General features: G+C 39.0%; 19 protein-coding genes. 1 reads left to right on the top strand and 18 read right to left on the bottom strand.

The annotated features are described in order from the left end of the window. The first annotated feature begins 86 nt into the window (after window positions 1-86). Window positions 87-1,010 carry a GNAT family N-acetyltransferase gene (locus tag C7Y47_RS18570; protein ID WP_255505250.1) on the top strand — a complete coding sequence of 308 codons (924 nt, stop codon included), beginning with the start codon at window positions 87-89 and terminating at the stop codon, window positions 1,008-1,010. A 51-nt stretch (window positions 1,011-1,061) separates the two neighbouring features. On the opposite strand, the gene C7Y47_RS18565 is transcribed toward C7Y47_RS18570, so the two are convergent. The 18 genes from C7Y47_RS18565 to C7Y47_RS18485 all read right to left on the bottom strand — a co-directional run bounded on the left by C7Y47_RS18565 (window position 1,062) and on the right by C7Y47_RS18485 (window position 22,565). Next, window positions 1,062-2,051: a tRNA dihydrouridine synthase gene (locus tag C7Y47_RS18565; protein WP_142510143.1), complete on the bottom strand. Its 990-nt coding sequence runs from the start codon at window positions 2,049-2,051 to the stop codon at window positions 1,062-1,064. Between the two features lie 256 nt (window positions 2,052-2,307). Beyond that, window positions 2,308-2,496, bottom strand: coding sequence for a hypothetical protein (locus tag C7Y47_RS18560; RefSeq protein WP_132363450.1), 189 nt, complete (start codon window positions 2,494-2,496; stop codon window positions 2,308-2,310). A gap of 5 nt (window positions 2,497-2,501) precedes the next feature. Further along, window positions 2,502-3,869, bottom strand: coding sequence for a 23S rRNA (uracil(1939)-C(5))-methyltransferase RlmD (gene rlmD / locus C7Y47_RS18555; protein WP_142510107.1), 1,368 nt, complete (start codon window positions 3,867-3,869; stop codon window positions 2,502-2,504). Window positions 3,870-4,043: 174 nt separating this feature from the next. Beyond that, the gene (gene cydS / locus C7Y47_RS25790) at window positions 4,044-4,166 is read right to left on the bottom strand and encodes a cytochrome bd oxidase small subunit CydS (protein WP_255505249.1); all 123 of its coding nucleotides are present in this window, start codon (window positions 4,164-4,166) and stop codon (window positions 4,044-4,046) included. A gap of 13 nt (window positions 4,167-4,179) precedes the next feature. Continuing rightward, complete coding sequence (locus C7Y47_RS18550) at window positions 4,180-5,205, bottom strand: cytochrome d ubiquinol oxidase subunit II (protein ID WP_142510106.1); 1,026 nt, start codon at window positions 5,203-5,205, stop codon at window positions 4,180-4,182. After that, the gene (locus tag C7Y47_RS18545; protein ID WP_132363456.1) at window positions 5,202-6,548 is read right to left on the bottom strand and encodes a cytochrome ubiquinol oxidase subunit I; all 1,347 of its coding nucleotides are present in this window, start codon (window positions 6,546-6,548) and stop codon (window positions 5,202-5,204) included. Before C7Y47_RS18545 ends, C7Y47_RS18550 begins: the two co-directional genes overlap by 4 nt. A 460-nt stretch (window positions 6,549-7,008) precedes the next feature. Further along, the gene (locus tag C7Y47_RS18540) at window positions 7,009-7,923 is read right to left on the bottom strand and encodes a diacylglycerol kinase (protein ID WP_142510105.1); all 915 of its coding nucleotides are present in this window, start codon (window positions 7,921-7,923) and stop codon (window positions 7,009-7,011) included. 134 nt (window positions 7,924-8,057) lie between these two features. Continuing rightward, the gene (locus C7Y47_RS18535; protein ID WP_142510104.1) at window positions 8,058-8,618 is read right to left on the bottom strand and encodes a thioredoxin family protein; all 561 of its coding nucleotides are present in this window, start codon (window positions 8,616-8,618) and stop codon (window positions 8,058-8,060) included. Window positions 8,619-8,857: 239 nt separating this feature from the next. Next, on the bottom strand, window positions 8,858-10,285 hold the full coding sequence (gene gatB / locus C7Y47_RS18530; RefSeq protein ID WP_142510103.1) for an Asp-tRNA(Asn)/Glu-tRNA(Gln) amidotransferase subunit GatB: 1,428 nt from the start codon (window positions 10,283-10,285) through the stop codon (window positions 8,858-8,860). Between the two features lies 1 nt (window position 10,286). Continuing rightward, window positions 10,287-11,750 carry an Asp-tRNA(Asn)/Glu-tRNA(Gln) amidotransferase subunit GatA gene (gatA, locus tag C7Y47_RS18525; protein WP_142510102.1) on the bottom strand — a complete coding sequence of 488 codons (1,464 nt, stop codon included), beginning with the start codon at window positions 11,748-11,750 and terminating at the stop codon, window positions 10,287-10,289. Between the two features lie 24 nt (window positions 11,751-11,774). After that, the gene (gene gatC, locus C7Y47_RS18520) at window positions 11,775-12,062 is read right to left on the bottom strand and encodes an Asp-tRNA(Asn)/Glu-tRNA(Gln) amidotransferase subunit GatC (RefSeq protein ID WP_010857153.1); all 288 of its coding nucleotides are present in this window, start codon (window positions 12,060-12,062) and stop codon (window positions 11,775-11,777) included. An 822-nt stretch (window positions 12,063-12,884) separates the two neighbouring features. After that, window positions 12,885-14,018, bottom strand: coding sequence for a CamS family sex pheromone protein (locus C7Y47_RS18515; protein WP_142510101.1), 1,134 nt, complete (start codon window positions 14,016-14,018; stop codon window positions 12,885-12,887). Between the two features lie 146 nt (window positions 14,019-14,164). Next, complete coding sequence (ligA, locus tag C7Y47_RS18510) at window positions 14,165-16,171, bottom strand: NAD-dependent DNA ligase LigA (RefSeq protein WP_142510100.1); 2,007 nt, start codon at window positions 16,169-16,171, stop codon at window positions 14,165-14,167. Window positions 16,172-16,185: 14 nt separating this feature from the next. Beyond that, window positions 16,186-18,438: a DNA helicase PcrA gene (gene pcrA / locus C7Y47_RS18505; protein WP_142510099.1), complete on the bottom strand. Its 2,253-nt coding sequence runs from the start codon at window positions 18,436-18,438 to the stop codon at window positions 16,186-16,188. 164 nt (window positions 18,439-18,602) lie between these two features. Beyond that, window positions 18,603-19,292, bottom strand: a complete 690-nt coding sequence (locus C7Y47_RS18500; protein ID WP_142510098.1) for a heptaprenylglyceryl phosphate synthase — start codon at window positions 19,290-19,292, stop codon at window positions 18,603-18,605. A gap of 110 nt (window positions 19,293-19,402) precedes the next feature. Then, window positions 19,403-19,723, bottom strand: coding sequence for a YerC/YecD family TrpR-related protein (locus C7Y47_RS18495; RefSeq protein ID WP_004225717.1), 321 nt, complete (start codon window positions 19,721-19,723; stop codon window positions 19,403-19,405). 15 nt (window positions 19,724-19,738) lie between these two features. Next, window positions 19,739-20,794 (bottom strand): DUF3048 domain-containing protein, encoded by a 1,056-nt coding sequence (locus C7Y47_RS18490; RefSeq protein ID WP_142510097.1) that lies wholly within the window; start codon window positions 20,792-20,794, stop codon window positions 19,739-19,741. Window positions 20,795-20,843: 49 nt separating this feature from the next. Then, window positions 20,844-22,565, bottom strand: coding sequence for an adenine deaminase C-terminal domain-containing protein (locus tag C7Y47_RS18485; RefSeq protein WP_142510096.1), 1,722 nt, complete (start codon window positions 22,563-22,565; stop codon window positions 20,844-20,846). Between the last annotated feature and the right edge of the window lie 180 nt (window positions 22,566-22,745).

Genomic DNA, 22,745 nt, shown 5'->3' with positions numbered 1-22,745 from the left:
ATATAATGTATAGATGGAATCGATACAGGGAACTCGCATAGCCAACCTTCTAAACTGCAAAATCCCATACTACGAGGAGGATTATTTTGAGCCAATCATCAACAGAAATTTTCATACGTAATTTTGAATATGGGGACATGCCTTTACTTGGGGAATTGTACCAATCCGTTACAGCAAAAGAAAATGCGACAATTTGGTGGGTCGGAGACGAAGATAATTGGCGTAACGTTTATTGCGCATTTGAAAAAGGGAAAATGGTCGCTAAGGGGCAAGTTAGCATCATTAACGTTGTACCCCCCGGTCGTTCAATAGAGAATAACCACTCTATATACGTTAATCTTAAAACCATTTCTGAAAGAGAACATGACATTGCTCTGCTCGATAAAGTCTATCAATATCTTTTCAAAAGAGCACATCAATTAAAGGAAACTTTACCTAAAGAATATGGGACAATTCTTTGCGTTGGTAACGACTCGGAAGAAACTGCAAACAATCAGTTTTTTATCCAAAAAGGCTACCTCCCTCTAAATAGCCTGTATCGTATGAATCGTGATTTGAATAAACCTATTCCTGCGTTAACACTACAAGAAGAATTTCAATTCTCATACTGGAAGATGGAGACTTCTAGCGAGGAAAGAAATTACCTTGATATAGAAGCCGAAATTTGGCCAGACACTCCACTTGGTCTAAATAGGTTATCTGAATACAAGGACAACAAGCTATGGACATCCATGGTCATACGTCAAACAGACGCTATTATTGGTGGACTGATGGCATGGCAAGAAGAAGACTACGGTGTAATAGAGGACGTTTTTGTCCGTGAACCGTGGAGGAAACGCGGTATTGCCCAGTTTTTGCTTACACAAGCTATGAAATACCTTAAGTCTCATCAGCTACAAAAAGCTACTCTCATGGTACTAACTACAAATAAATCAGCTTTATCTCTATACGAGTCTGTCGGTTTTTATACGGATACAGAAGAGATAAGGTACTTTACAAAACTCAATTAGGCAACAAAAAAGAGGGGTTAATTGCCCCTCTTTGCTATCTACGGTCCTTCGTCATTCAACATCGTTTGAATCAAAGTTATCAAGCAATGCACGCACTTCATCTGTTGATTTCGTGTTCATCAATTGATTTCTTAATTCACCAGCTCCACGGAAACCTTTAACATAAATTTTGAAAAAGCGATGAAGCCCAGAGATTGAACGTGGTAGTACTTCCGCATATTGATCTTGAAGATCAAGCTGCAGTCTTAAAAGATCAAGATACTCTTTACTACTATGCTCTTTCGGCTCTTTTTCAAAAGCAAAAGGATTTTTAAAAATACCTCGCCCGATCATAACGCCATCAATACCATATTGTTCAGCAAGCTGTAGCCCAGTTTGACGGTCAGGAATGTCTCCATTGATTGTTATTAGCGTATTTGGTGCAATACGGTCACGCAATTTTTTGATTTCCGGAATTAGCTCCCAATGCGCATCTACTTGGCTCATTTCCTTTCTTGTACGTAAATGAATAGAAAGGTTCGCAATATCCTGCTTTAAAATATGCGTTAGCCACTCCTCCCACTCATTTACCTCTTTAAAGCCAAGTCGTGTTTTCACGCTGACAGGTAGTCCTCCTGCTTTTGCTGCTTGAATAAGCTCTGCCGCAACGTCTGGACGCAGAATAAGGCCACTACCTTTCCCTCTCGATGCCACATTCGGTACAGGACAACCCATATTAATATCGATGCCTTTAAAGCCTAGCTCCGCCATACCAATACTCATTTGACGAAAATATTCGGGATTATCCCCCCAAATATGTGCCACCATTGGCTGTTCATCTTCTGTAAAAATTAAACGACCACGCACACTTTTCATACCCTCTGGATGACAATAGCTATCCGAGTTTGTAAACTCTGTGAAAAATACGTCCGGTCGACCGGCTTCACTTACTACATGACGAAAAACAACATCCGTCACATCTTCCATTGGTGCAAGTACAAAAAATGGTCGCGGTAAGTCACGCCAAAAATTATCTATCATGTCAAACTCAAATCCTCTCACTATGGATACAACTTCAAACTCTCGATCAAAAAACATGAAGCCAAATGTTCTACTTCTTTTACACTTATATCATGCTCAATAACTAATTATCAAACACAAATACATTTGGCATTTATAATTTGTGAAAGTCGTATTTTAATTCACATATATCAAAAGTAACCTCTTCTATTCAAGCATAAGATTCAACCAAATCCCTTCCATGCTTACACAAAAAGGATGGAATATTCACTCCATCCTTTCAGAGTTCTATCATTTACTAATCAATCACCCGAGCAACATCCCTACCACAAGTCTTGCATTTCCCCTTCAATACAGGGGCATATTCTCCCTCTTGTATCGTGTACTTCACAATTGTCGTTACACCACAATTGCCACAAAATACGTTTTTCACGAGCATTTCTCTAATATCTTTCGGGATAGAGAGCCATTTTTTTGCTGCGTCCATTATGATCACTCCTTTAGAGTTAGTTCCGTAACAACCTCCACATGCGTCGAATGCGGGAACATATCTACAGGTTGAATCTCCTGCGTTTTATAGCCCCCATCCTCCAAAATTCGAAGATCACGTGCTAGTGTAGCTGGATTACAGGACACATACACAACACGCTTTGGTCGTTGCTCTAAAATTGTCTTTAGAAGCGCCTCATCGCAGCCTTTGCGTGGTGGGTCAACTACTAAAACATCCGCTTCTTTACCTTCCTTATACCAGCGTGGAATAACTTCCTCTGCTGGCCCAGCCTCGAAATACGTGTTCGTAAAGCCATTTAGTGCTGCATTGCGTTTTGCATCTTCAATCGCTTGTGGGACAATTTCAACCCCCATAACAGCCTTTGCTTTTTGTGCAAGGAATAAAGAAATTGTGCCGATACCACAGTATGCATCAATTACTCGTTCATCACCCTGCAAGTTAGCGTAGTCTAATGCTTGTTTGTATAGAACTTCCGTTTGCTCAGGGTTTACTTGGTAAAATGAACGGGCTGAAATTTCAAAGCGAACATCGCCAATTGTATCAATAATAACGTCCTTGCCCCACAGATTTACGGTTTCATCACCGAAAATAACGTTCGTTTTGTCGCTATTAACGTTTTGCATAATGGATGTAACATTCGGGACAAGCTTCTGGATTGTCGCAACAGCGGCTTCTTTTTGCAGGAATTTTTTCTTTTTAGTTACGACAACAACCATCACTTCACCAGTTGCTCGTGCTTTACGAATAACTACGTGGCGTAGCATTCCCTCATGTGTTTGCTCGTTGTATGGTCGAATACCAATTGCCGCTAATTCCTTTTTCAAATCTGCAAGAATAGCGTCCGCTTCTCCAGTCTGAATTAAGCATCGCTCCATATCCACAATGCTATGAGACTTCGTTTTGTAGAAACCAGCAATTGCTTGTCCTGCTTCATTTGAGGAGAAAGGTATTTGCGCTTTATTACGGTAATGCCAAGGCTCTTCCATGCCCTTCACTGGTAGAACAGGCGCAGCAATTTTACCAATGCGCTGCATGACATTACGCACCATGTTTTCTTTCCATTTTAACTGTCCTTCATAAGACAGGTGTTGTAATTGGCAGCCGCCACATTGTTTAAAATATTCACAAGGCGCATCTACACGATCTGATGATGGCTCGAGAATTTCTACGACCTTCGCAAAGCCGTAGTTTTTTAACGTTTTTACAACATGTATTTCCGCCGTTTCACTAGGAAGTGCACCTTGGATAAATAATGGATAGCCATCGACCTTTGCGACGCCATTGCCATCATGTGTTAAATCTTCTATATAAACTGTTAGTCGGTCATTCTTTTTCACGGGTGCTGACATTCGTACATCCTCCATTTCAATCTCTTTATTGTAGCATGTTGAGGCGGATGACAAAAGAACAAGGCTTCATATTAACACTCAAATGTGGTCGGCTCTACTTCTAACTGATCAGGAAGACAAGATTGGTATCCGCTCTCAAACTGATCACCTTTACACGAGTAGAAAAAAGAGCCGCTATTCGCGACTCTTCTCCTCTTTCCTTACTGTATGGTAATCTCTAGGTGCCCACCAGAAAGCAGCAACTACACCTAGGATGACGACTATAAATGGTGCATAAAAAATCAAAAAACTTGTCATAGTTGTATCCCTCCTATGCGTGATTATCTTCTTTTCCTGTCACATAATTTTTGTTGAAAAGGAATAATTTCAACAACAAGAACAATGATGGAATAAGCAGACACAGTCCCAAAACAAACGCAATGACGAGTGCAATCGCCATTTGTGTGCTTGTAAAGCTATCGTAAATCGTTAAATACGGATACAGTAAATATGGGTATTGGGCAATTCCATATGCAAAGAATGCCACTGCAAATTGGGCAATCAATAAACTAACCGCAAGACCGTAATTTTTTCGCATCCATAGTAACACTACAGTAATAATAAATAGCACGGCAGATATGGCAAACATCCACCATAAATTAACTAGGTTATTGTAACTTTCAGGGTTAATGAATTTCATTTCGTACATAATGCCGAGCGCACTCACCATTAATGGTATCGCCCAAGCAAGTGCGTATTTTCGCATTAAATTTGTAGCTTCTCGATCCTTAGCTTTATATGCATACCAAGTTAAAAACACAGCTGAAATATACAGTACCGCTGCAATGCTTAGCACGACAATACTCCAAGCAAACGGGCTCGTATACAACGTCCAATAATTCAAGAACGGTTGCCCGTCAGCAATATCAACATAGCCGCCAGCAGCAATCGCAAATACAACAGAGAGTGAGGCTGGAATAAGTAAGCCTGCTATACCATACGTCAACGTGTAACCAATATGCCCACGTGCGCCATATGATTCAAATGCATAATAGGAGCCTCGTATTGCAAGAAGCACTAGCGAAATACTAACTGGAACAAGTAAAATCGTTCCATAATAGAAAGCTGTTTGTGGGAAAAATCCAACAATCCCAACAAAGAAGAATACTAAAAAGACATTGGTTACTTCCCAAACTGGTGATAAATAACGTTTAATAATATTTGTTAAAATGTGATTTTTTCCGATTAGTAGGCTGTAGGCATTAAAAAAGCCTGCACCAAAATCGATTGAAGCTACAATGACATAACCAAATAGGAAAATCCATAAAACTGAAATACCTAAAATCTCTAATGTCATAGGATGTCACCGCCTTTTTCAGCATGGCGATCTTCTAACTCTCGCTCAATTGGATTCTTTTTGAACATACGAATTAAAACGACCATACTTCCTACTCCTAATACGGCATACACACCTGTAAACAACAGCATCATTAAATCTACATGGTCACTCGTCGTGGCCCCTTCTGGTGTTCGCATTAATCCATATAAGATCCAAGGCTGTCGTCCAACTTCAGCAAGCCACCAGCCTGCTTCAATCGCAATAATAGAAAGTGGTCCACCTGCAACAACAATCCATCTAAACCAACGTGAATGAATAAACTGCCAATCACGTGCTTTCCCGCATACATAAACTAGTGAAACGAGTGCCATAAACATGCCGATAAACACCATGAGATTAAAAAGGTAATGGATATATAGTGGTGGTCGATCTTCTTCTGCAAATTGATCTAAGCCAATTACCTCTGCATTTGGATTATTATGTGCTAAAACACTCAAAGCATAAGGTACTTTAATAGCATATTTTACTTCTTCCCCTTCTAATACACCAAATAGTATAAGGGAAGCTTTGTCTGCCGTTTCAAAATGCCACTCAGCCGCAGCTAGTTTTTCTGGCTGATATTCCGCTAAATATTTTCCTGAAAAGTCTCCAATAATTGCTGAAGCAATGGAGAAAATCAGACCAATCTTCATAAGTAGTAATAAAGATTTTTTATGATATATATGCTTAGAACCTCTAAGCATACGATATCCTGCAATTGCTGCTAACACAAATGCGGATGTCATATAGGCTGTAACGAGAACATGCGCTACCTTTGTCGGCATTGCTGGATTAAACATTGCTAAAAATGGTTGAATATTCACTAGCTGGCCGTCCACAATATCAAATCCTTGTGGCGCATTCATAAACGCATTGACAATTGTTATAAACACAGCTGACATCGATGCACCGACAGCAACTGGGATTAATAGTAGCATATGCTTCTTCTGACTATCGAAACGATCCCAAGTATATAGGTAGATGCCTAAAAAGATGGCTTCAAAGAAAAATGCGAACGTTTCCATGAAAAGTGGTAAGGCAATTGTCTGACCGGCAAGCTGCATGAAATTCGGCCATAGTAAGGATAACTGTAAGCCAATTGCTGTCCCTGTGACGACTCCAACTGCAACCGTAATAACAAAACCTCGTGCCCAACGTCTTGCCATTAAAATATAGTGCTCATCATTCTTTTTATACCCAGTCCATTGTGCGATCATAATCATTAACGGGACACCAACACCAATCGTTGCATAAATAATATGGAAGGATAAAGTTAGTTCCGTTAACGCTCTACTCCAAAAGACTGCTGATTCATTCACCATGTCATTGCCCCCCTAACCTCCAAATATTCTTCCAAGTATGGAAAGTAGCATAATAATTGCAACACCAAAGCTTAGCCAAATGAGCTTTCTTTCCTGTGATTTATACAAAGGCAACACTTCCTTTCCCTTATCTCTACCCCATTTTCCACTATTGCAACGAAAAAAACCTTTATAATGGACCGGAATTTCGGCCTATTATAAAGGTTTCAAATTTTGTTCAAGTAATATACGCACATTTGCCAAACATTTTTCTTAATTCATTCACAATACCAATTAAAGGATGAAAATATTCATATATATGGAGATAAATCCATTAATATGAATCATCATCAAAACATGTGCTTGATTTTCGTTCCGGCTGGACGCTTTGCTGGGGCGTCCAGCCACTTAACAAAGGTCATCCCCAACTTTTGGTGATAAGGCTCTCACCTTAAATTAAGCAGAGCTCTTCTTATGTTTATTACATACGGTCTTCTTCACGAATATCTGCTAGTGGAACAAAAATCTCAATATGGCGCTTTAAGTTTTCAAATGTAGCAGGCGCATCTCCACCATACTCACCATCTAAGTTTAAATGTATTTCATCTTCAGTAGATACTTTTACGACACTTGCCTTTTTATAAATTACACGATCATCATTCAAATGCTCGCCTCTTAATGCCATTGCAGCAAGCTGAATAAATTCAGGTAAGCTTACTTTTTTCAATACTAATAAAGTAAAGTAGCCATCATTAATACTTGCATCAGGTGCTAGCTTTTCAAAGCCACCCACTGAATTTGTTAAGCCGCATAAAAACATCATGGCATCCCCATCAAACACTTCGCCATCATATTCGATACGCATATGGGAAGCTTTAATTGATGGGATCATTTCTACTGCTTTTACGTAATAAGCTAGCTGTCCTAGCATTGTTTTCATTTTACTTGGCACTTCATAAGTTAACTCTGTAATACGTCCGCCAGCGGCAATATTGATGAAATAGCGTTCCCCATTTAATAAACCAACATCAACCGGCAACGTTTCGCCTTTAATAATGATGTCAACTGCAGCTTCAATATTTCGCGGAATATGCACGGCACGGGCAAAGTCATTCGTAGTGCCCATCGGAATTAAACCTACTTTCGGGCGGTTCTCAAATGAACTCACGCCTGAAACAACTTCATTTAATGTGCCATCTCCACCAACTGCAATGATGATATCAAAGCCACGTTCAACTGCATTTTTTGCTGCAATGGTTGCATCGCCTTCACAGGTTGTTGCGTGACAAGATGTCTCATAGCCTGCTACCTCTAATTTTGCCAATACTTCTGGTAGATGCTTTTTAAACGCTTCACGCCCAGATGTAGGATTATAAATGATTCTTGCTCGTTTCATAACATACCTTCTTTGCTTCATAAGATTCTATTTCTTTCAACGAACTATTCGTTTAAATGTTGCATTAAGCTTCCAATAGTCAACAAAAGTAAGGCATGTCCTTATTCTCTGACATGCAGCCTTACGATTTATAATTATTGTAATGCAGCTGTTACTTGCTTTTTAAAATCCTCATAGACAAATGTCCAATATGCTTTATTCGTAATATTCTCTTCACGAATTTCAGCATATAGTGCTTTTTGTGCATCTTCAAATGTAGGATCTTCTTTATCAGGTAAAGTAGCTCGCTTACTCACTACTAGTTCCTGTAATTCTGGTGCACGCGGTCCCCATTTTCCAACAACCTGCCCAGCATCATCTAATAAAATATAAACTGGAATTGCACGGCCACCGTTTGTTAAATAGCGATCAATTAAATCTGTATCAGCATCACGTAGTACTGCGCGCATTTCTAACCCTGCTGCCTCTGCAACTCGACGAATAACTGGATTGTTTAACATTGCGTCCCCGCACCAATCCTCAGTAATTGTTAAAATTTTTGGTTGCTTGTCCTTTAGTAGTTCGATAAAACCATCGTTTAGTGACACTTCGAAGCCATCATAAATACGGAAGCTTTCCTCTTTTAATGTCGTCATATTATCCATATATTGTTGAATCGAAATCGCATCATCGAAATATTGTTGTTCAGTTTTCATTGATTGACCTCCTAAAGTTATATCATGTTCTATACTATATTTTGCTATGAATACTCTTTGAAGACAACTATTAAGTGTTAATTTGGTATTTTTCAGTGTCGATTTACAGCAAATATCGTTTTGCTCGGTAAGGCATTTATCTTGTATAGATACCCCAAAGAGTCTTTCGTATGTATATTTTTTAAAATAAAAAGCCAAGAAAACGAATTTGCTCTCTTGGCCTTCTATAATAATTGCAATTAACGTTTCGCAATTTCTTGTTGTAATAATTTATTGACCATTGGTGGGTTCGCTTGACCTTTAGTAGCTTTCATAATTTGACCAACTAAGAAGCCGATAGCGCGATCCTTACCGTTTTTGAAGTCTTCAATTGATTGTGCATTGTTGTCTAGAACTTCTGTAACGATAGCAAGTAATGCACCTTCATCAGAAATTTGAACTAAACCTTTTGCTTTAACGATTTCTGCTGCGGAACCGCCATTTTCTACTAATTCAGCAAATACTTTTTTACCGATTTTAGAAGAAATTGTACCGTCCGTGATTAATTTCACCATTTCCGCAAGGTTTTCTGGCGTTAATGCAGTATTTTTAAGATCTTTTTGTTCTGCATTTAAGTATGCAGAAACATCACCCATAAGCCAGTTTGCTGAAAGCTTTGCATCTGCACCTTTAACTACCATAGCCTCGAAGAAGTCTGAGATTTCTTTTGAAATAACAAGAACTCCTGCATCATATGGTGTTAAGCCTAATTCTTCAACATAGCGCTTTTTACGAGCATCTGGAAGCTCTGGAATTTCTGATTTTACTCGTTCTAACCACTCATCATCGATTGATAGACGAACTAAGTCTGGCTCTGGGAAGTAACGATAATCATCTGTTCCTTCTTTCACACGCATAAGAATTGTTTTACCTGTTTTTTCATCGAAGCGACGAGTTTCTTGCTCAATTTCCCCACCTGAAAGAAGAACATCAGCTTGACGTAATTCCTCATGCTCTAAACCACGGCGAACATAGTTGAAAGAGTTAAGGTTTTTAAGCTCTGTCTTTGTACCAAATTCTTCTTGACCATATGGACGAAGTGAAATGTTGGCGTCACAACGAAGTGAACCTTCTTCCATTTTACAGTCTGAAACATCTGAATATTGGATGATTGATTTTATTTTTTCAAGATACGCATACGCTTCGTTTGGTGTGCGAATATCTGGCTCAGAAACGATTTCTACAAGTGGTGTACCTTGACGGTTAAAGTCAACTAAAGAGTGGTCGCCACTGTGAGACAGTTTACCAGCATCTTCTTCCATATGAAGACGTGTAATACCAATACGTTTTGTGTAACCATCTACTTCGATATCAACCCAGCCATTTTTACCGATTGGTTTATCGAATTGAGAAATTTGATAAGCTTTCGGATTATCTGGATAGAAGTAGTTTTTACGGTCAAATTTTGTTTCTTGTTCGATTTCCATGTTTAGTGCAAGTGCTGCACGCATTGCGAAATCTACAACATTTTTATTAAGTACAGGAAGGACACCAGGATAGCCTAGGTCGATAACTGTAGTATTTGTATTTGGTTCAGCACCGAAATGAGCTGGTGCTGATGAGAAGATTTTTGAGTTCGTTTTTAACTCAACGTGTACTTCTAAACCAATGACTGTTTCAAAGTTCATGTTATTTTCCCTCCCAAATTTGAGGAACTTGTTTATGGAACTCCGTTGCTTGTTCAAAAGCATGAGCTACACGGTAAATTGTTGCTTCATCGAAATATTTACCGATAATTTGTAAGCCTAATGGCAGTTCATTTTCAAAGCCACATGGAATTGAAATGGCTGGAACACCAGCTAAGTTCATAGGAATTGTTAAAATATCATTTGCGTACATCGTCATTGGATCATTAACGTTTTCACCAATTTTAAATGCTGGTGTTGGAGAAGTTGGTCCAATGATTACATCAAAGTCTTCAAATACTTTGTCATAGTCTGCTTTGATAAGTGTACGTGCTTGTTGCGCTTTTTTGTAGTAAGCATCATACGTACCTGCGCTTAATGAGTAAGTCCCAAGCATGATACGACGTTTTACTTCATCACCAAAGCCTTGTGCGCGTGTTTCTTTATAAAGGTCCATCAAATTATTAACATTTTCTGCACGGAAACCATAACGGATACCATCAAAACGAGAAAGGTTAGAAGACGCTTCTGAAGAAGAAAGAATATAGTATGCTGCAAGTGCGTATTTCGAATGAGGAAGTGATACTTCTTCTACTGTAGCACCTAAGCCTTTTAATACTTCTAATGCTTTAAGAACTGATTGGCGTGCTGCTTCGCCAACACCTTCACCAAGGAACTCTTTTGGCACAGCGATACGTAAGCCTTTTACGTCACCTGTAAGTGCTGCTACGTAGTTTGGAACTTCAACGTTTGCAGAAGTTGAATCGTTTGGATCTAATCCTGCAATTGCTTCAAGTAAAAGAGCGTTGTCTTCAACATTACGAGTAATTGGCCCGATTTGATCTAAAGAAGATGCAAATGCAACTAAACCAAAGCGAGATACACGACCATATGTAGGTTTCATCCCTACAACACCGCAATATGCTGCTGGTTGACGGATTGAACCACCTGTATCAGAACCAAGTGAGAATGGTACTTCACCTGCTGCTACTGCCGCTGCAGACGCACCTGAAGATCCACCCGGTACATGGTTTAAGTTCCATGGATTTTTTGTTGTTTTATAGTACGAGTTTTCATTTGAAGAACCCATTGCAAACTCGTCCATGTTTAATTTACCGATAGTGACCATACCAGCTTCACGTAGCTTTTTAACTACTGTTGCATCGTAAATTGGCATAAAGCCTTCTAGAATTTTAGAAGCACAAGTTGTTTCTAAACCTTCTGTCACGATGTTGTCTTTAACACCGATAGGGAGACCGAAAAGTGGTCCACGCTCTTCAAATGGCACTTTGTCCATTTCAACTGCTTGTGCAGTTGCTTTTTCTTCGTTTGAAGCAAGGAAAGCTTGTACATCGCCGTCAAGCTTTGCCACACGTTCGTATGCTTCTTTTGTTAAATCAGCGATTGTTAGCTTACCCGCTTTAATGTCAGCTTGTAGCTCCTTTGCTGAACGTTCAAATAACGTCATGAGGAATCCTCCTATGTTTTAGTATTACATGATAGCTGGTACTTTTACTTGACCATCTTCTTGTTCTTTTACGTTTAACATCATTACTTCACGGTCTAAGCCTTTTGTTGCCACATCTTCACGCATTACGTTTACTAGTGGTAAAACATGAGTTGTTGGTTCAACATTCGTTGTATCTAACTCGTTTAATTGCTCTGCGAAGTCTGTAATTTTACCAAGCTGTTCAGCAAATTTCTCTGCTTCCTCTTCCGTAATTGCAAGACGTGCTAAATTTGCAACGTGTTTAACTTCTTCTTTTGTTAATTTCGCCATTTTTCCACACCTCCGAATACTCACTCAATTCATTGTTTTTGTCGATGACAATAGGGTTGAATAAAGTTAACCATGCAAATTATCATAACATTTTTCATATTAAAAATCACAACTTTCACCAAAAATAAAGAAACTTTCACTACTATGACGAAGTGTTGTCTTTATGGACCGCCTTTCAAGTCCTTCATATAGACTCTGCTTTTCGGGAGTAGGGCATGGATTGTGTGCCGTGCTCTCGGATCTCGGGTCAAGAGGCTTTCCGTCGTTTCGAAGGCTTTCCTTCGTTTCGAAGACTTTATCCGTCGATCCGAGGAATCCTTCCGTCGCTTTCGCTTTTTTATCCGTCACTTCCGATGGGCTATCCGTCGGCCTTGTTTCTTTCCGTCATTTCGAAGACTTTATCCATCGCTCCGGGGAATCTTTCCGTCGCTTTCGCTTTTTTATCCGTCACTTCCGATGGGCTATCCGTCGGCCTTGTTTCTTTCCGTCGTTTCAAAGACTTTATCCGTCGATCCGGGGAATCTTTCCGTCGCTTTCGCTTTTTTATCCGTCACTTCCGATGGGCTATCCGTCGCCCTTGTTTCTTTCCGTCATTTCGAAGACTTTATCCGTCGATCCGGGGAACCCTTCCGTCGCTTTCGCTTTTTTATCCGTCACTTTGGCTGGGCTATCCGTCGCCTTTTCTTCTATTCGTCGATCCTAGGAAACTTTCCTTAGCTTTTACTCTCTATCCGTCACTCTAAAGAGCCTATCCATCCTTCTGATTAATTCTTCATTTTTCTTCCCACAAAAAAATATAGTCAGCACGAGGCTGACTATATGTTAATAGATATGGACGTATGGTTCCTTTTCGCTGGCATTCTTAACGATCAATGCCTCTGGACCGTTTATTGAGGTAATATTTACTTCAACATTGATGTTATCAAATTGATTGATCAGAACACCTGTTAAATATTGAGTAAATCCTATAATTTCAGACTTGCCGTAAAATTGGATTGGCACTTCAATCGTTAGCTTTTGAATTTTTTTATTTTGATAGAAGCCTGTTCCTATTACACTAGTATAATTAGAAAAGTATTTATCTACATCTTGTTTAAAATTCTTAAAGTTATTGCTAACATCCCTGTATACATCCTGTGATTCACTAGTTGGGAATAGTACATATTCTTCGTCAATACCTTTCCAATCAGCTACGTCGTTTTGTCCTGCTTTTGCTACGCCATAGTTAAAATACGTTCCTGGAATAATATCATTGCGAGCTTTTTGTTTAAACAAGCCTACTACAATCGGTATATCTTTCAATTCATCACGAGTTCTTAAGCGGGACACAATTTCAGCGGCCATTTTCTTTCCTTGCTCAACGAGTTTTGCCTCCGGAATTGGTTCCTCATAGTACTCTCCATATTTTTCTTTTTGATAATAATAAATAGAGTTTAAGGAAAGTCCTATCGAAATACCGCCTAATTTCACTTTATTATCACTAGTTTTTGTTAAATAATTTTGCTCAACAATATGTGATAAATAGATTGGGGCCTTAGTTGCACGTTCTTCTGCTGGCATTGAGTCCGTCGTTGGAGGATTTAAACCATCCTTCGTTTGTGAACTACGTGCAAGCCAATCTGTCACTGTGCTTTCAGCTAAATACTGCCCCTCTTGGAAGAAGTAGTTTTCTGTGTCAAACTCATTTTGGGAAAGACGCATTAAACCTGTTTCTACTTCCTTCATATCATATTTCGTAAAGATATTTGAAACTACTAATCCTCTGCTAGCACTTTGTTTATAAGGTGTTAGCGTTCTATAGTATGAATCATCAATCTGTATGCTTGGAATAATCGTTGTTTCCGCTTTTTCCTGTTGCGTCTCCTGTGTAAGCTCTGTTTCCTTCTTATTAGAAGGCACACAGCCGACTAGCATTGCAGCAGCGACAATTGCTGGAATGAGTCGAAATGACTTCATTATTTTTGTACTCCTTTACTGTAAATCAAATTGTGCTCGAAGAATTGTTCATACCCTACCTTGGAACGTAGAGACATTTAAAAAATGCCTCTACGTTCCACCAAGTGGCTAAGACAATTCATCATACTTATCTTCACTACTATCCTTTATTGGACGAGGTTAAGCTGTTCGATCAGGCTGTCTTCATTCCAAACTTCAATACCTAATTGCTCGGCTTTTGCTAGTTTAGAACCCGCTTCTGCTCCTGCAATGACAAGGTCAGTTTTTTTGCTGACACTACCTGTAACAATACCACCTAACTCTTCTATTTTCGCCTTTGCTTCGTTACGTGTCAATTGCTCAAGTTTACCAGTTAATACGATTGTTTTCCCCGCAAAAGGATTATCCCCTATAGCTACTTCTACTTTTTTACCTTTATACGTCATATTGACGCCTACTTCAGCAAGGCGCCCGATAACTGCACGAGCATCCTCATTTGAAAAATACTCGACAAGCGATGAAGCCATTTTATCGCCGATTTCATGAATCGCCACTAGTTGCTCCTCTGTTGCTGCCATCACCGCTTCCATCGTTTCAAACTCCTCTGAAACAATTTTTGCTGCTTTTTCACCAACATGTCGTATCCCTAATCCAATTAGTAAACGCTCCATTGAATTTTCTTTGGAGGCCTGAATGGCACTGACTAAATTCGTCGCTGATTTTTCTCCCATACGCTCAAGCTCGACAAGCTGTTCTACAGTTAAGTGATACAAATCAGAGATATCATGAATTAAGTCTGCACGTAACAATTGCTCAACGACTTTATCACCAAGACCGTCAATATTCATAGCATTACGCGATACGAAATATTTAATGCTCTCCGCAATTTGTGCAAAGCATGCTGGATTTACACAACGTAATGCCACTTCTCCTTCAATACGAATAAGCTCGCTATCACAAACTGGACAATGTTCAGGCATTACAAATGGCACTGAGTCCTCAGGGCGCTGCTCCAGTATTACACCTACAACTTGAGGAATAATATCTCCGGCTTTTCGGATAATGACAGTATCTCCTAGTCGAATATCTTTCTCTCGAATTAAATCCTCATTGTGTAATGACGCACGTTGAACTGTCGTACCTGCCACTTGAACAGGCGTTAAAATAGCAGTTGGAGTAACAACACCTGTACGCCCAACCGTTAAATCAATATCAAGTAATGTTGTCACTACTTCCTCAGCAGGGAATTTATAGGCAATTGCCCAACGTGGACTCTTTGCTGTATAACCAAGCTCATCCTGTTGCGCATAGCGATCCACCTTAATAACAATACCGTCAATTTCATAGGCTAAATACGGACGGTTTTCAGTCCACTTTTCGATAAAGGCTAGTACTTCTTCAATCGTTGAGCAGTGTTGACGCTCTTTGTTTGATGGGAAGCCTAGTCCCTCTAAATAATCGAGCATCTCTGCATGACCGTCAATACCATATGCCTCGCCATCTCCCCCAATTGCATAAATAAAGGTTGATAGCTGACGACTCGCTGCTATTTTAGGATCTAACTGGCGTAAAGAACCAGCAGCCGCGTTTCTCGGATTAGCAAATAATTCTTCTCCATTTTCAGTACGAAGGGTATTCAATTTGTCAAATGATTTTTTAGGCATATACGCCTCACCACGTACTTCAATTGTAAGTGGTTCCTTCAATCGAAGAGGTATTGCTCGAATCGTTTTTAAATTTGCTGTAATATCTTCCCCTACAACACCGTCTCCTCGCGTTGCTCCTTGTACAAAAACACCATTTTCGTATTTTAATGAAATGGCAAGACCATCAATTTTCAACTCACAAACATAGGAAAAGTTATCGCCGATTGCTTGACGTACTTTACGGTCAAATTCACGTAAGTCTTCTTCATTAAAAGCGTTTGATAGACTTAGCATCGGATAATCGTGAGTCACCTTCTTAAAGCCTTCTACCACTGCACCGCCAACACGCTGCGTAGGTGAATCTGGGTAAATAAGCGACGGATTCGCTTCCTCTAATGCAATAAGCTCATGTAATAATTGGTCATAAACACTATCTGCTACGACAGGTTTATCCAACACGTAATAGGCATGACCGTATTCGTGTAATAATTTATTTAACTCCACAACGCGCTGTTCAATTTCGTTCATTTAAGTTCCTCCGCTTACCCTTTTTCAATAGGTGCAAATTGTGCTAGTAATCGCTTAATACCAATAGGTTGTGGAAAGGCAATATCTAGCTCTGTACTATCACCCTCACCTTTTACACTAACAACCATACCTGTTCCCCATTTTTTATGGATCGCTTTGTCTCCAGCCTTCCAGCCAAATTGGTCACCACCTGTTGTTTGTAAACGAGCAGTTGCAGGCTGTGTTTTCTGAACCGCTCCAAGTGTACGTTTTTGATAGCCACTTGTAGAACGATTACTTGAGGCAAACGGAACCTCAGGCTTCGAGCCACCTTTGGATATTGATTCTGTAATATCTTCTGAAATTTCACCTAAGAAACGAGAAACATTATTATAGCTAGAACGACCAAAAATCGTACGGCTTTGTGCACTCGTTAAATATAAACGTTCCTCGGCCCGTGTCACGCCGACATACATTAATCGTCTTTCTTCTTCCATTTCATCCATATCATCAAGTGAACGAGAATGTGGGAAAATATTTTCCTCCATTCCAATGATAAAAACGATAGGGAATTCTAAGCCCTTTGCAGCATGCATCGTCATCAAAATAATGTTGCCCTTTGATGTGTCATCTTTATCAAGTGCATCAATATCTGCAATTAGCGCTAAATCTGTTAAAAAGGCAATTAAGCTTTTATCTTCACTGCGCTCTTCAAAAGCCTTTGTTACTGATAAAAACTCTTCAATATTTTCTAAGCGGCTTTCTGCTTCAATCGTCTTTTCATTTTGTAGCATTGCTCGATAACCAGATTTGTCAATGACCTGCTCTACAATTTCTGTCACCGATAAATATTCTTGCATCTCTGTAAAGCCTTTAATCATTGCATAAAATTGCTCAGCTGAATTAGCAGCCTTCCCTGAAAGACCCATGAATACAAGATCATTCATAGCATCAAAAATAGAGCGCTCCTGTTCAATCGCATAGCGCGCCATTTTTTCAAAGGAAGTTGCACCGATACTACGCTTTGGCTCATTAATAATACGTGCGAGTGATAAATCATCATCATTATTGGCAATAAGGCGTAAGTAGGCAAGTAAATCCTTAATCTCTTTACGATCATAGAACTTAGTACCACCAACTATTTGATAAGCCATATTGGACTTAACGAGCACTTCCTCCATCACACGGGACTGAGCATTTGTACGATATAATATCGCAAAGTCATCAAAGGAACGATTATCTTTTTGAATAAGCTGTTGGATTGTTTGTACAACGAATTGCGCTTCCTCTTGCTCGTTATAAGCTTTGTACAACACGATTTTTTCACCTTCTGCATTTTCTGTACGCAGTTCTTTTGGATAACGTGTTGTATTATTTTGAATGACGTCGTTTGCCGCTTGTAGGATGCGTTGTGTTGAACGATAATTTTGCTCAAGCATAATGGCCTTAGCATTTGGATAATCCTTTTCAAATGAAAGAATATTGCCAATATCTGCACCACGCCAACGATAAATCGATTGGTCGGAATCCCCTACAACACAAATATTTTTAAATTTCTTGGCAAGCAACTGAACGAGTAAATATTGGGATTTATTTGTATCCTGATATTCGTCCACATGAATATATTGGAATTTATTTTGATAGTATTCAAGCACTTCTGGTACACGATTGAATAATGTAATAGTTGTCATAATTAAATCATCAAAATCGAGTGACTGATTGCGGCGTAGTCTTTTTTCATAACCTTTATAAACACGGGCAATCGTTTTTTCGTAAGGATTATTTTCATTGATTTGACCTGCATAATCGTCCGCAGTTTTACATTCGTTTTTTGCTGAACTAATCGCATTTAAAATCGCACGAGGTTCAAAACGCTTCGTATCAATATTTTCATCCTTCATAACATTTTTAATAACTGATAGCTGATCAGTAGAATCTAAAATTGAAAAGTTACGTGATATCCCAAGCTGATCAATATTGCGTCGCAAAATACGCACACACATTGAGTGGAATGTCGATACCCACATACTTTCGCCAGTTCCGTTACCTAGTATGCCATCTATACGCTCACGCATTTCACGTGCAGCTTTATTTGTAAATGTGATAGCTAAAATCTTTGATGGGTATACTTCTTTTTCGATTACTAAGTATGCTATACGATGTGTCAATACACGTGTCTTCCCTGATCCAGCACCCGCCATAATTAGAAGTGGTCCCTCAGTTGTTTTAACCGCATTTTCCTGCTCAGGGTTCATACCTGCTAATAAGTTTTTCGTTAACTGCTCCATTTCGCACCGCCTTACAAACGTTTATTTATCAATTATGCCTCGGCATAATTGCGTCCGGAATCGGCTTTGTGCTTGCACAAAGAACTCCTTTCCGATCCCGTGACATCCGCCGGAGGCTTTAACTTCTTTTAGCAGGTGTTTAGACACCTGCTGAAAAAGTTAAATTATATCGTATTTTTTACAGCCTTAACAGTCGCAAGTGCAGCTTTTAAATCTTCGTATATAATATTACCAACTACTACTGTATCTGCATATTTTGCCATTTCTGCTGCTTGCTGAGCAGATGTAATGCCGCCACCGTAAAACAGTCGCGTATTCTTCAGTTCATTTTTCACAGCACTTACAACCTCAATATCGCCATAAGTACCGCTATACTCTACATAAAATACAGGTAGTCTAAAGAAATTTTCAGCCATACGTGCGTAAGCAACAACATCATCAATGGATAAATCCGTTTTCGCATTCGTTACTTCAGCTACTTTACAATTCGGGTTTAAAATACAATAACCTTCAGCGACTAATTCATCCCATACCATAATATCTCCATATTCTTTAATTGCTTCATGGTGTAAATTTTTAATCCACTTTGGATCATCACTATTCAAAACGGTTGGAATGAAATAATAGTCATAGCCTGGTGTTACTGAATCGATCGCAGAAATTTCAAGCGCTATTGGCACTTCAAAGCGTCTTACACGAACAAGTAAATCTAATACACCATCTAACGTTACACCGTCTGTTCCGCCAACTATAATAACATCTGTACCTGATTCACAAATTTTTTCTAGTGCCTCATCTGAAATATCTTTAGCTGGGTCTAGCTTGAACACATGTCTCCATTCTAAACAATCCATCTATTTTACCACCTATCATTTTCAATCTATTCGTTTACAAGTATAGCTTATGACTGTCTACAAAAAAATGAAAAAGACTGGGTAATAACTCTACCCAGCCCTTTTACCTACTATTCTTTTGGTGCTTGAAACGGCTTTTCATCTGGATACAAACGACCTAACATTTCATCATATGTATCATTCCCGTAATCAAAGCAACGACGTACACGTGAAATAGTTGCTGTACTTGCACCTGTTTCCTTCTTAATAGATTCGTAGGTTTTCTTTAAACGTAGTAAATGCGCGACCTCAAAGCGTTGTGCCAGCGATTGAATTTCACTAATCGTACATAAATCATCAAAAAATTTATAACATTCTTCGATGTCTTTCAGCTCTAACACTGCTTTAAATAATTGATCTGTTTGATGCCCTCGAATTTTTTCGATTTGCATGCAATCTTCCTCCCTTTAAGGCTGCGTTTTCACCATTGCTTGTAACCCTGGTGAAATTGGTACGAAATTTACCCAAGACTTCCCTGGTACTAGCTTCACAAGCTCCCCAGACTCTTCTACAGCCATTGGTATTCCATCAATATTAGCCCATTTGACTTCTCTCATATAGCCATTTTGAAATACATACGCATTTCCACCAGAAGTTAAATCAATTTCTTGGCGCCCCTCATTATCAATCGTTCGATGTTTCATTTCAAAAAATAGCACATTTGAAAATGATAATGTGTCGCCTGTTAACATATCCTTTGTGTCAACGCCAGCCGATTGTCGTCCATAACGATTACTTTGCTTATCATACAAATACGAATTATGGAAATACTCACTATTTCCGTAGTAAATGTCAACTCGACTTGTTTCATTGCCTATTTTACCACGTTCATCGGGTTCATAAAAAGCCTCATGTACTTTTTCATGGTAACTCATTGAAGCGCCCACTTTTTTCGCTCCATTTAATATACTTTCAGACGTAATATACGAGTTGTGTGGAGCAACACGGTCTTTTGAACGTTTAAAAAGTGTGCCATCATAATCCATACCATTTATATTGTCGACTACATTATTAGTAAGCATCGATTTCGCCTCTGGGCTATAACCATGTGCTACGTAAAATGCACCATAGCCTTTCGCAAGATCCACAAAATAAGATCGAGCACTACGAACAGGCCCTACATTTTCTGGCAGTTCACTTTGATAAACTGCTAATAAACGTGTAACATTGCCTTCTGCTAGCATTTCATAAATAATATCTGCCGCTTCTATTCCTGATTGTGGACGTGCTTTCGGGTGATTATTAACTGTAACAATAATTGGACGCTGCGTAATTTCTTCCTTCACAGCTTCACCTGTTAACGGAGCAACAAACGCTCCTTCTTTAACTGGCTCTTCAATAGCAGTTCCATCGTCAACTTTGCTCGTATCATCTTTCTTTACTTCTGACGAATCTTTTGAACATCCTCCTATCAGTAAGGTGCTAAAAGCCATTGCGATAAATAATTTCTTCGATTTGAACACAAGCATTACTCTCCTTTTATCAATTACATCTACCATAGGGAAACTTCAATTAACGCATCACTGCTGGTAATAATAACTTATTCTTCATAACATCAAAAATCCCTTTTGGCGTAATACGGATATATGGTAAATGTGTCGATTGTAAGAATAGTAAAGAGTAAACTGCGTCTCCTAAGTGGTAACCACGTTCCGCTAATGCTTGTTTTAAGAACTTCTCTTTTTCTGCTAGCTCCTTCACATCTCCATCATAAAAAAGACCGCCAATTGTTAAAGGAACAGCAGCAATTACCTCGCCTTTTTCAACAAGGACAATACCACCACGCATTGCCTTCATTTCCTCAAAGGCTTTAATCATATCGTCTTTATTTTTTCCGATCAGTAAAATATCGCCTGTATTCGAATAAGATGAGGCAAACCCTTGAACACTAGTAGCAAAACCTTTAATCATCGTGTTAACATGCCAATTACCGTCTCTATTCATAAGCATTAAATAACATTCATCATGATCTGCAAGCTGCCCATCTCTAGTAATGAATGAGTTATATGGTTTCGTAATAACATCATTGACTAACTCAATTCCAAACGGCATCGAGAATTGAAAATCATGAGACGTTAATGAAAAATCTAAGTCAAATGCAGGTAACGCTGAATAATCTATTGTCGCAAGTTTCTGCACTTGTTCACCATTACGTTTTAACCAAACACCCTTCGATAATACACTTTCAGGAACTGGGTGCCATTCATCTTGTAAAATATTTAGGGAAGCAAATCGACCCGTTGCGATAAAGCCATGTAAGTTGGACATATTATAATAGCGTGCAACATTATAAGAAGCCATTTGATATGCATCTATCGGTGCTACACCGGCATCTAAAGCTACTTGAATACATTTATCCATCACACCATCCTCATGGAAAGAAGGTGGTGAGCCATCTGTTGTCATCATTAAATGATCAAAAATAGGTAGCTCTTTTTCAACTATTCCCTTTAATAAATCAGGGAGGTCTGGACGTATTGAAGAATGACGTAGTGTTACGGCATATCCTTGCATAATACGTCGCTCTACTTCTTCCACTGTCATAGCTTCATGATCACCATCTGCACCAAGTAGCTTCATTCGTGCTAAAGTTCGTTCTGATGCTCCAGGGAAATGCCCTTCTATTTTTTTCCCGTAGCCCTTAGCCATTTGCATACGATAGAGCATTTGGTCATCCCCATGTAACAACCTTGGCCAGCCCGTTAATTCCCCTCCAAGTAAAACATCATCACGTTCTAGCCATTCTAAAATGGACGTATTAGAAAAAATCTCTTCCTCCTGTTCCATTTCAGTTTGCGAATCAAAACGAGTCCACCAATAAAATGAAAACGGTAGCTTTTTCAAATCATCTAGTATTGAAAACGCTTTCTTATTTTCTAAAGATAAAACGAAGCTTAAATTATCTGAAATAAAAGTTGTAGTTCCTAGCTGACCACAAAAATCAGCAAAGGATTGCGGATGGTATAACTGGAACGGATGAACATGCGGCTCAATATATCCCGGTACAATTGTTTTATTCGTACAATCAACCACTTCTGTCCCTTCTAATAACGGAGGCATTCTATCACCAGCATAGACAATACGATCTCCTAAAATCCAAATGTTCCCTACTATCCATTGTTTGAGCATGCTATGTAAATAACGTGCATTTGTTAATACAATATCCGGTGCTTTTTTTCCATCAATTACTGCTAATTGCTGACGTAATTCTGTAATTTTCCATACTGGATCCATTCTATTCGCCCCTTCCTAAATTACGTAAAATTTCATTGTGTAAATCCTACGCGAAATCACATACTACTACTGCATAAACGGATTTTTTATGAAATTAATGCTTTATGCAATCATCTTGTTTCAATCGTAACACAGCACTTTCATAAAACAAAGTGCACCCCGCTTTATTTTTCCCACAAT

The organism is Lysinibacillus sphaericus (assembly GCF_006864135.1).
Lineage (GTDB): Bacteria > Bacillota > Bacilli > Bacillales_A > Planococcaceae > Lysinibacillus.
Note: the sequence above shows the minus strand (reverse complement) of the source record. Positions and strands in the feature narration are given on the sequence as shown.

Bases quoted from the DNA above. Each gene is read 5' to 3' on its own strand.
- C7Y47_RS18550 (WP_142510106.1), bottom strand. From the start codon at position 5,205: ATGACATTAGAGATTTTAGGTATTTCAGTTTTATGGATTTTCCTATTT.
- rlmD (WP_142510107.1), bottom strand. From the start codon at position 3,869: ATGTCAGCACCCGTGAAAAAGAATGACCGACTAACAGTTTATATAGAA.
- C7Y47_RS18485 (WP_142510096.1), bottom strand. From the start codon at position 22,565: ATGGATCCAGTATGGAAAATTACAGAATTACGTCAGCAATTAGCAGTA.
- C7Y47_RS18560 (WP_132363450.1), bottom strand. From the start codon at position 2,496: ATGGACGCAGCAAAAAAATGGCTCTCTATCCCGAAAGATATTAGAGAA.
- cydS (WP_255505249.1), bottom strand. From the start codon at position 4,166: ATGACAAGTTTTTTGATTTTTTATGCACCATTTATAGTCGTCATCCTA.
- C7Y47_RS18515 (WP_142510101.1), bottom strand. From the start codon at position 14,018: ATGAAGTCATTTCGACTCATTCCAGCAATTGTCGCTGCTGCAATGCTA.
- C7Y47_RS18535 (WP_142510104.1), bottom strand. From the start codon at position 8,618: ATGAAAACTGAACAACAATATTTCGATGATGCGATTTCGATTCAACAA.
- gatC (WP_010857153.1), bottom strand. From the start codon at position 12,062: ATGGCGAAATTAACAAAAGAAGAAGTTAAACACGTTGCAAATTTAGCA.
- C7Y47_RS18495 (WP_004225717.1), bottom strand. From the start codon at position 19,723: ATGCAAATCGAAAAAATTCGAGGGCATCAAACAGATCAATTATTTAAA.
- pcrA (WP_142510099.1), bottom strand. From the start codon at position 18,438: ATGGAGCAGTTAACGAAAAACTTATTAGCAGGTATGAACCCTGAGCAG.
- C7Y47_RS18500 (WP_142510098.1), bottom strand. From the start codon at position 19,292: ATGGATTGTTTAGAATGGAGACATGTGTTCAAGCTAGACCCAGCTAAA.
- C7Y47_RS18545 (WP_132363456.1), bottom strand. From the start codon at position 6,548: ATGGTGAATGAATCAGCAGTCTTTTGGAGTAGAGCGTTAACGGAACTA.
- ligA (WP_142510100.1), bottom strand. From the start codon at position 16,171: ATGAACGAAATTGAACAGCGCGTTGTGGAGTTAAATAAATTATTACAC.
- C7Y47_RS18540 (WP_142510105.1), bottom strand. From the start codon at position 7,923: ATGAAACGAGCAAGAATCATTTATAATCCTACATCTGGGCGTGAAGCG.
- gatA (WP_142510102.1), bottom strand. From the start codon at position 11,750: ATGACGTTATTTGAACGTTCAGCAAAGGAGCTACAAGCTGACATTAAA.
- gatB (WP_142510103.1), bottom strand. From the start codon at position 10,285: ATGAACTTTGAAACAGTCATTGGTTTAGAAGTACACGTTGAGTTAAAA.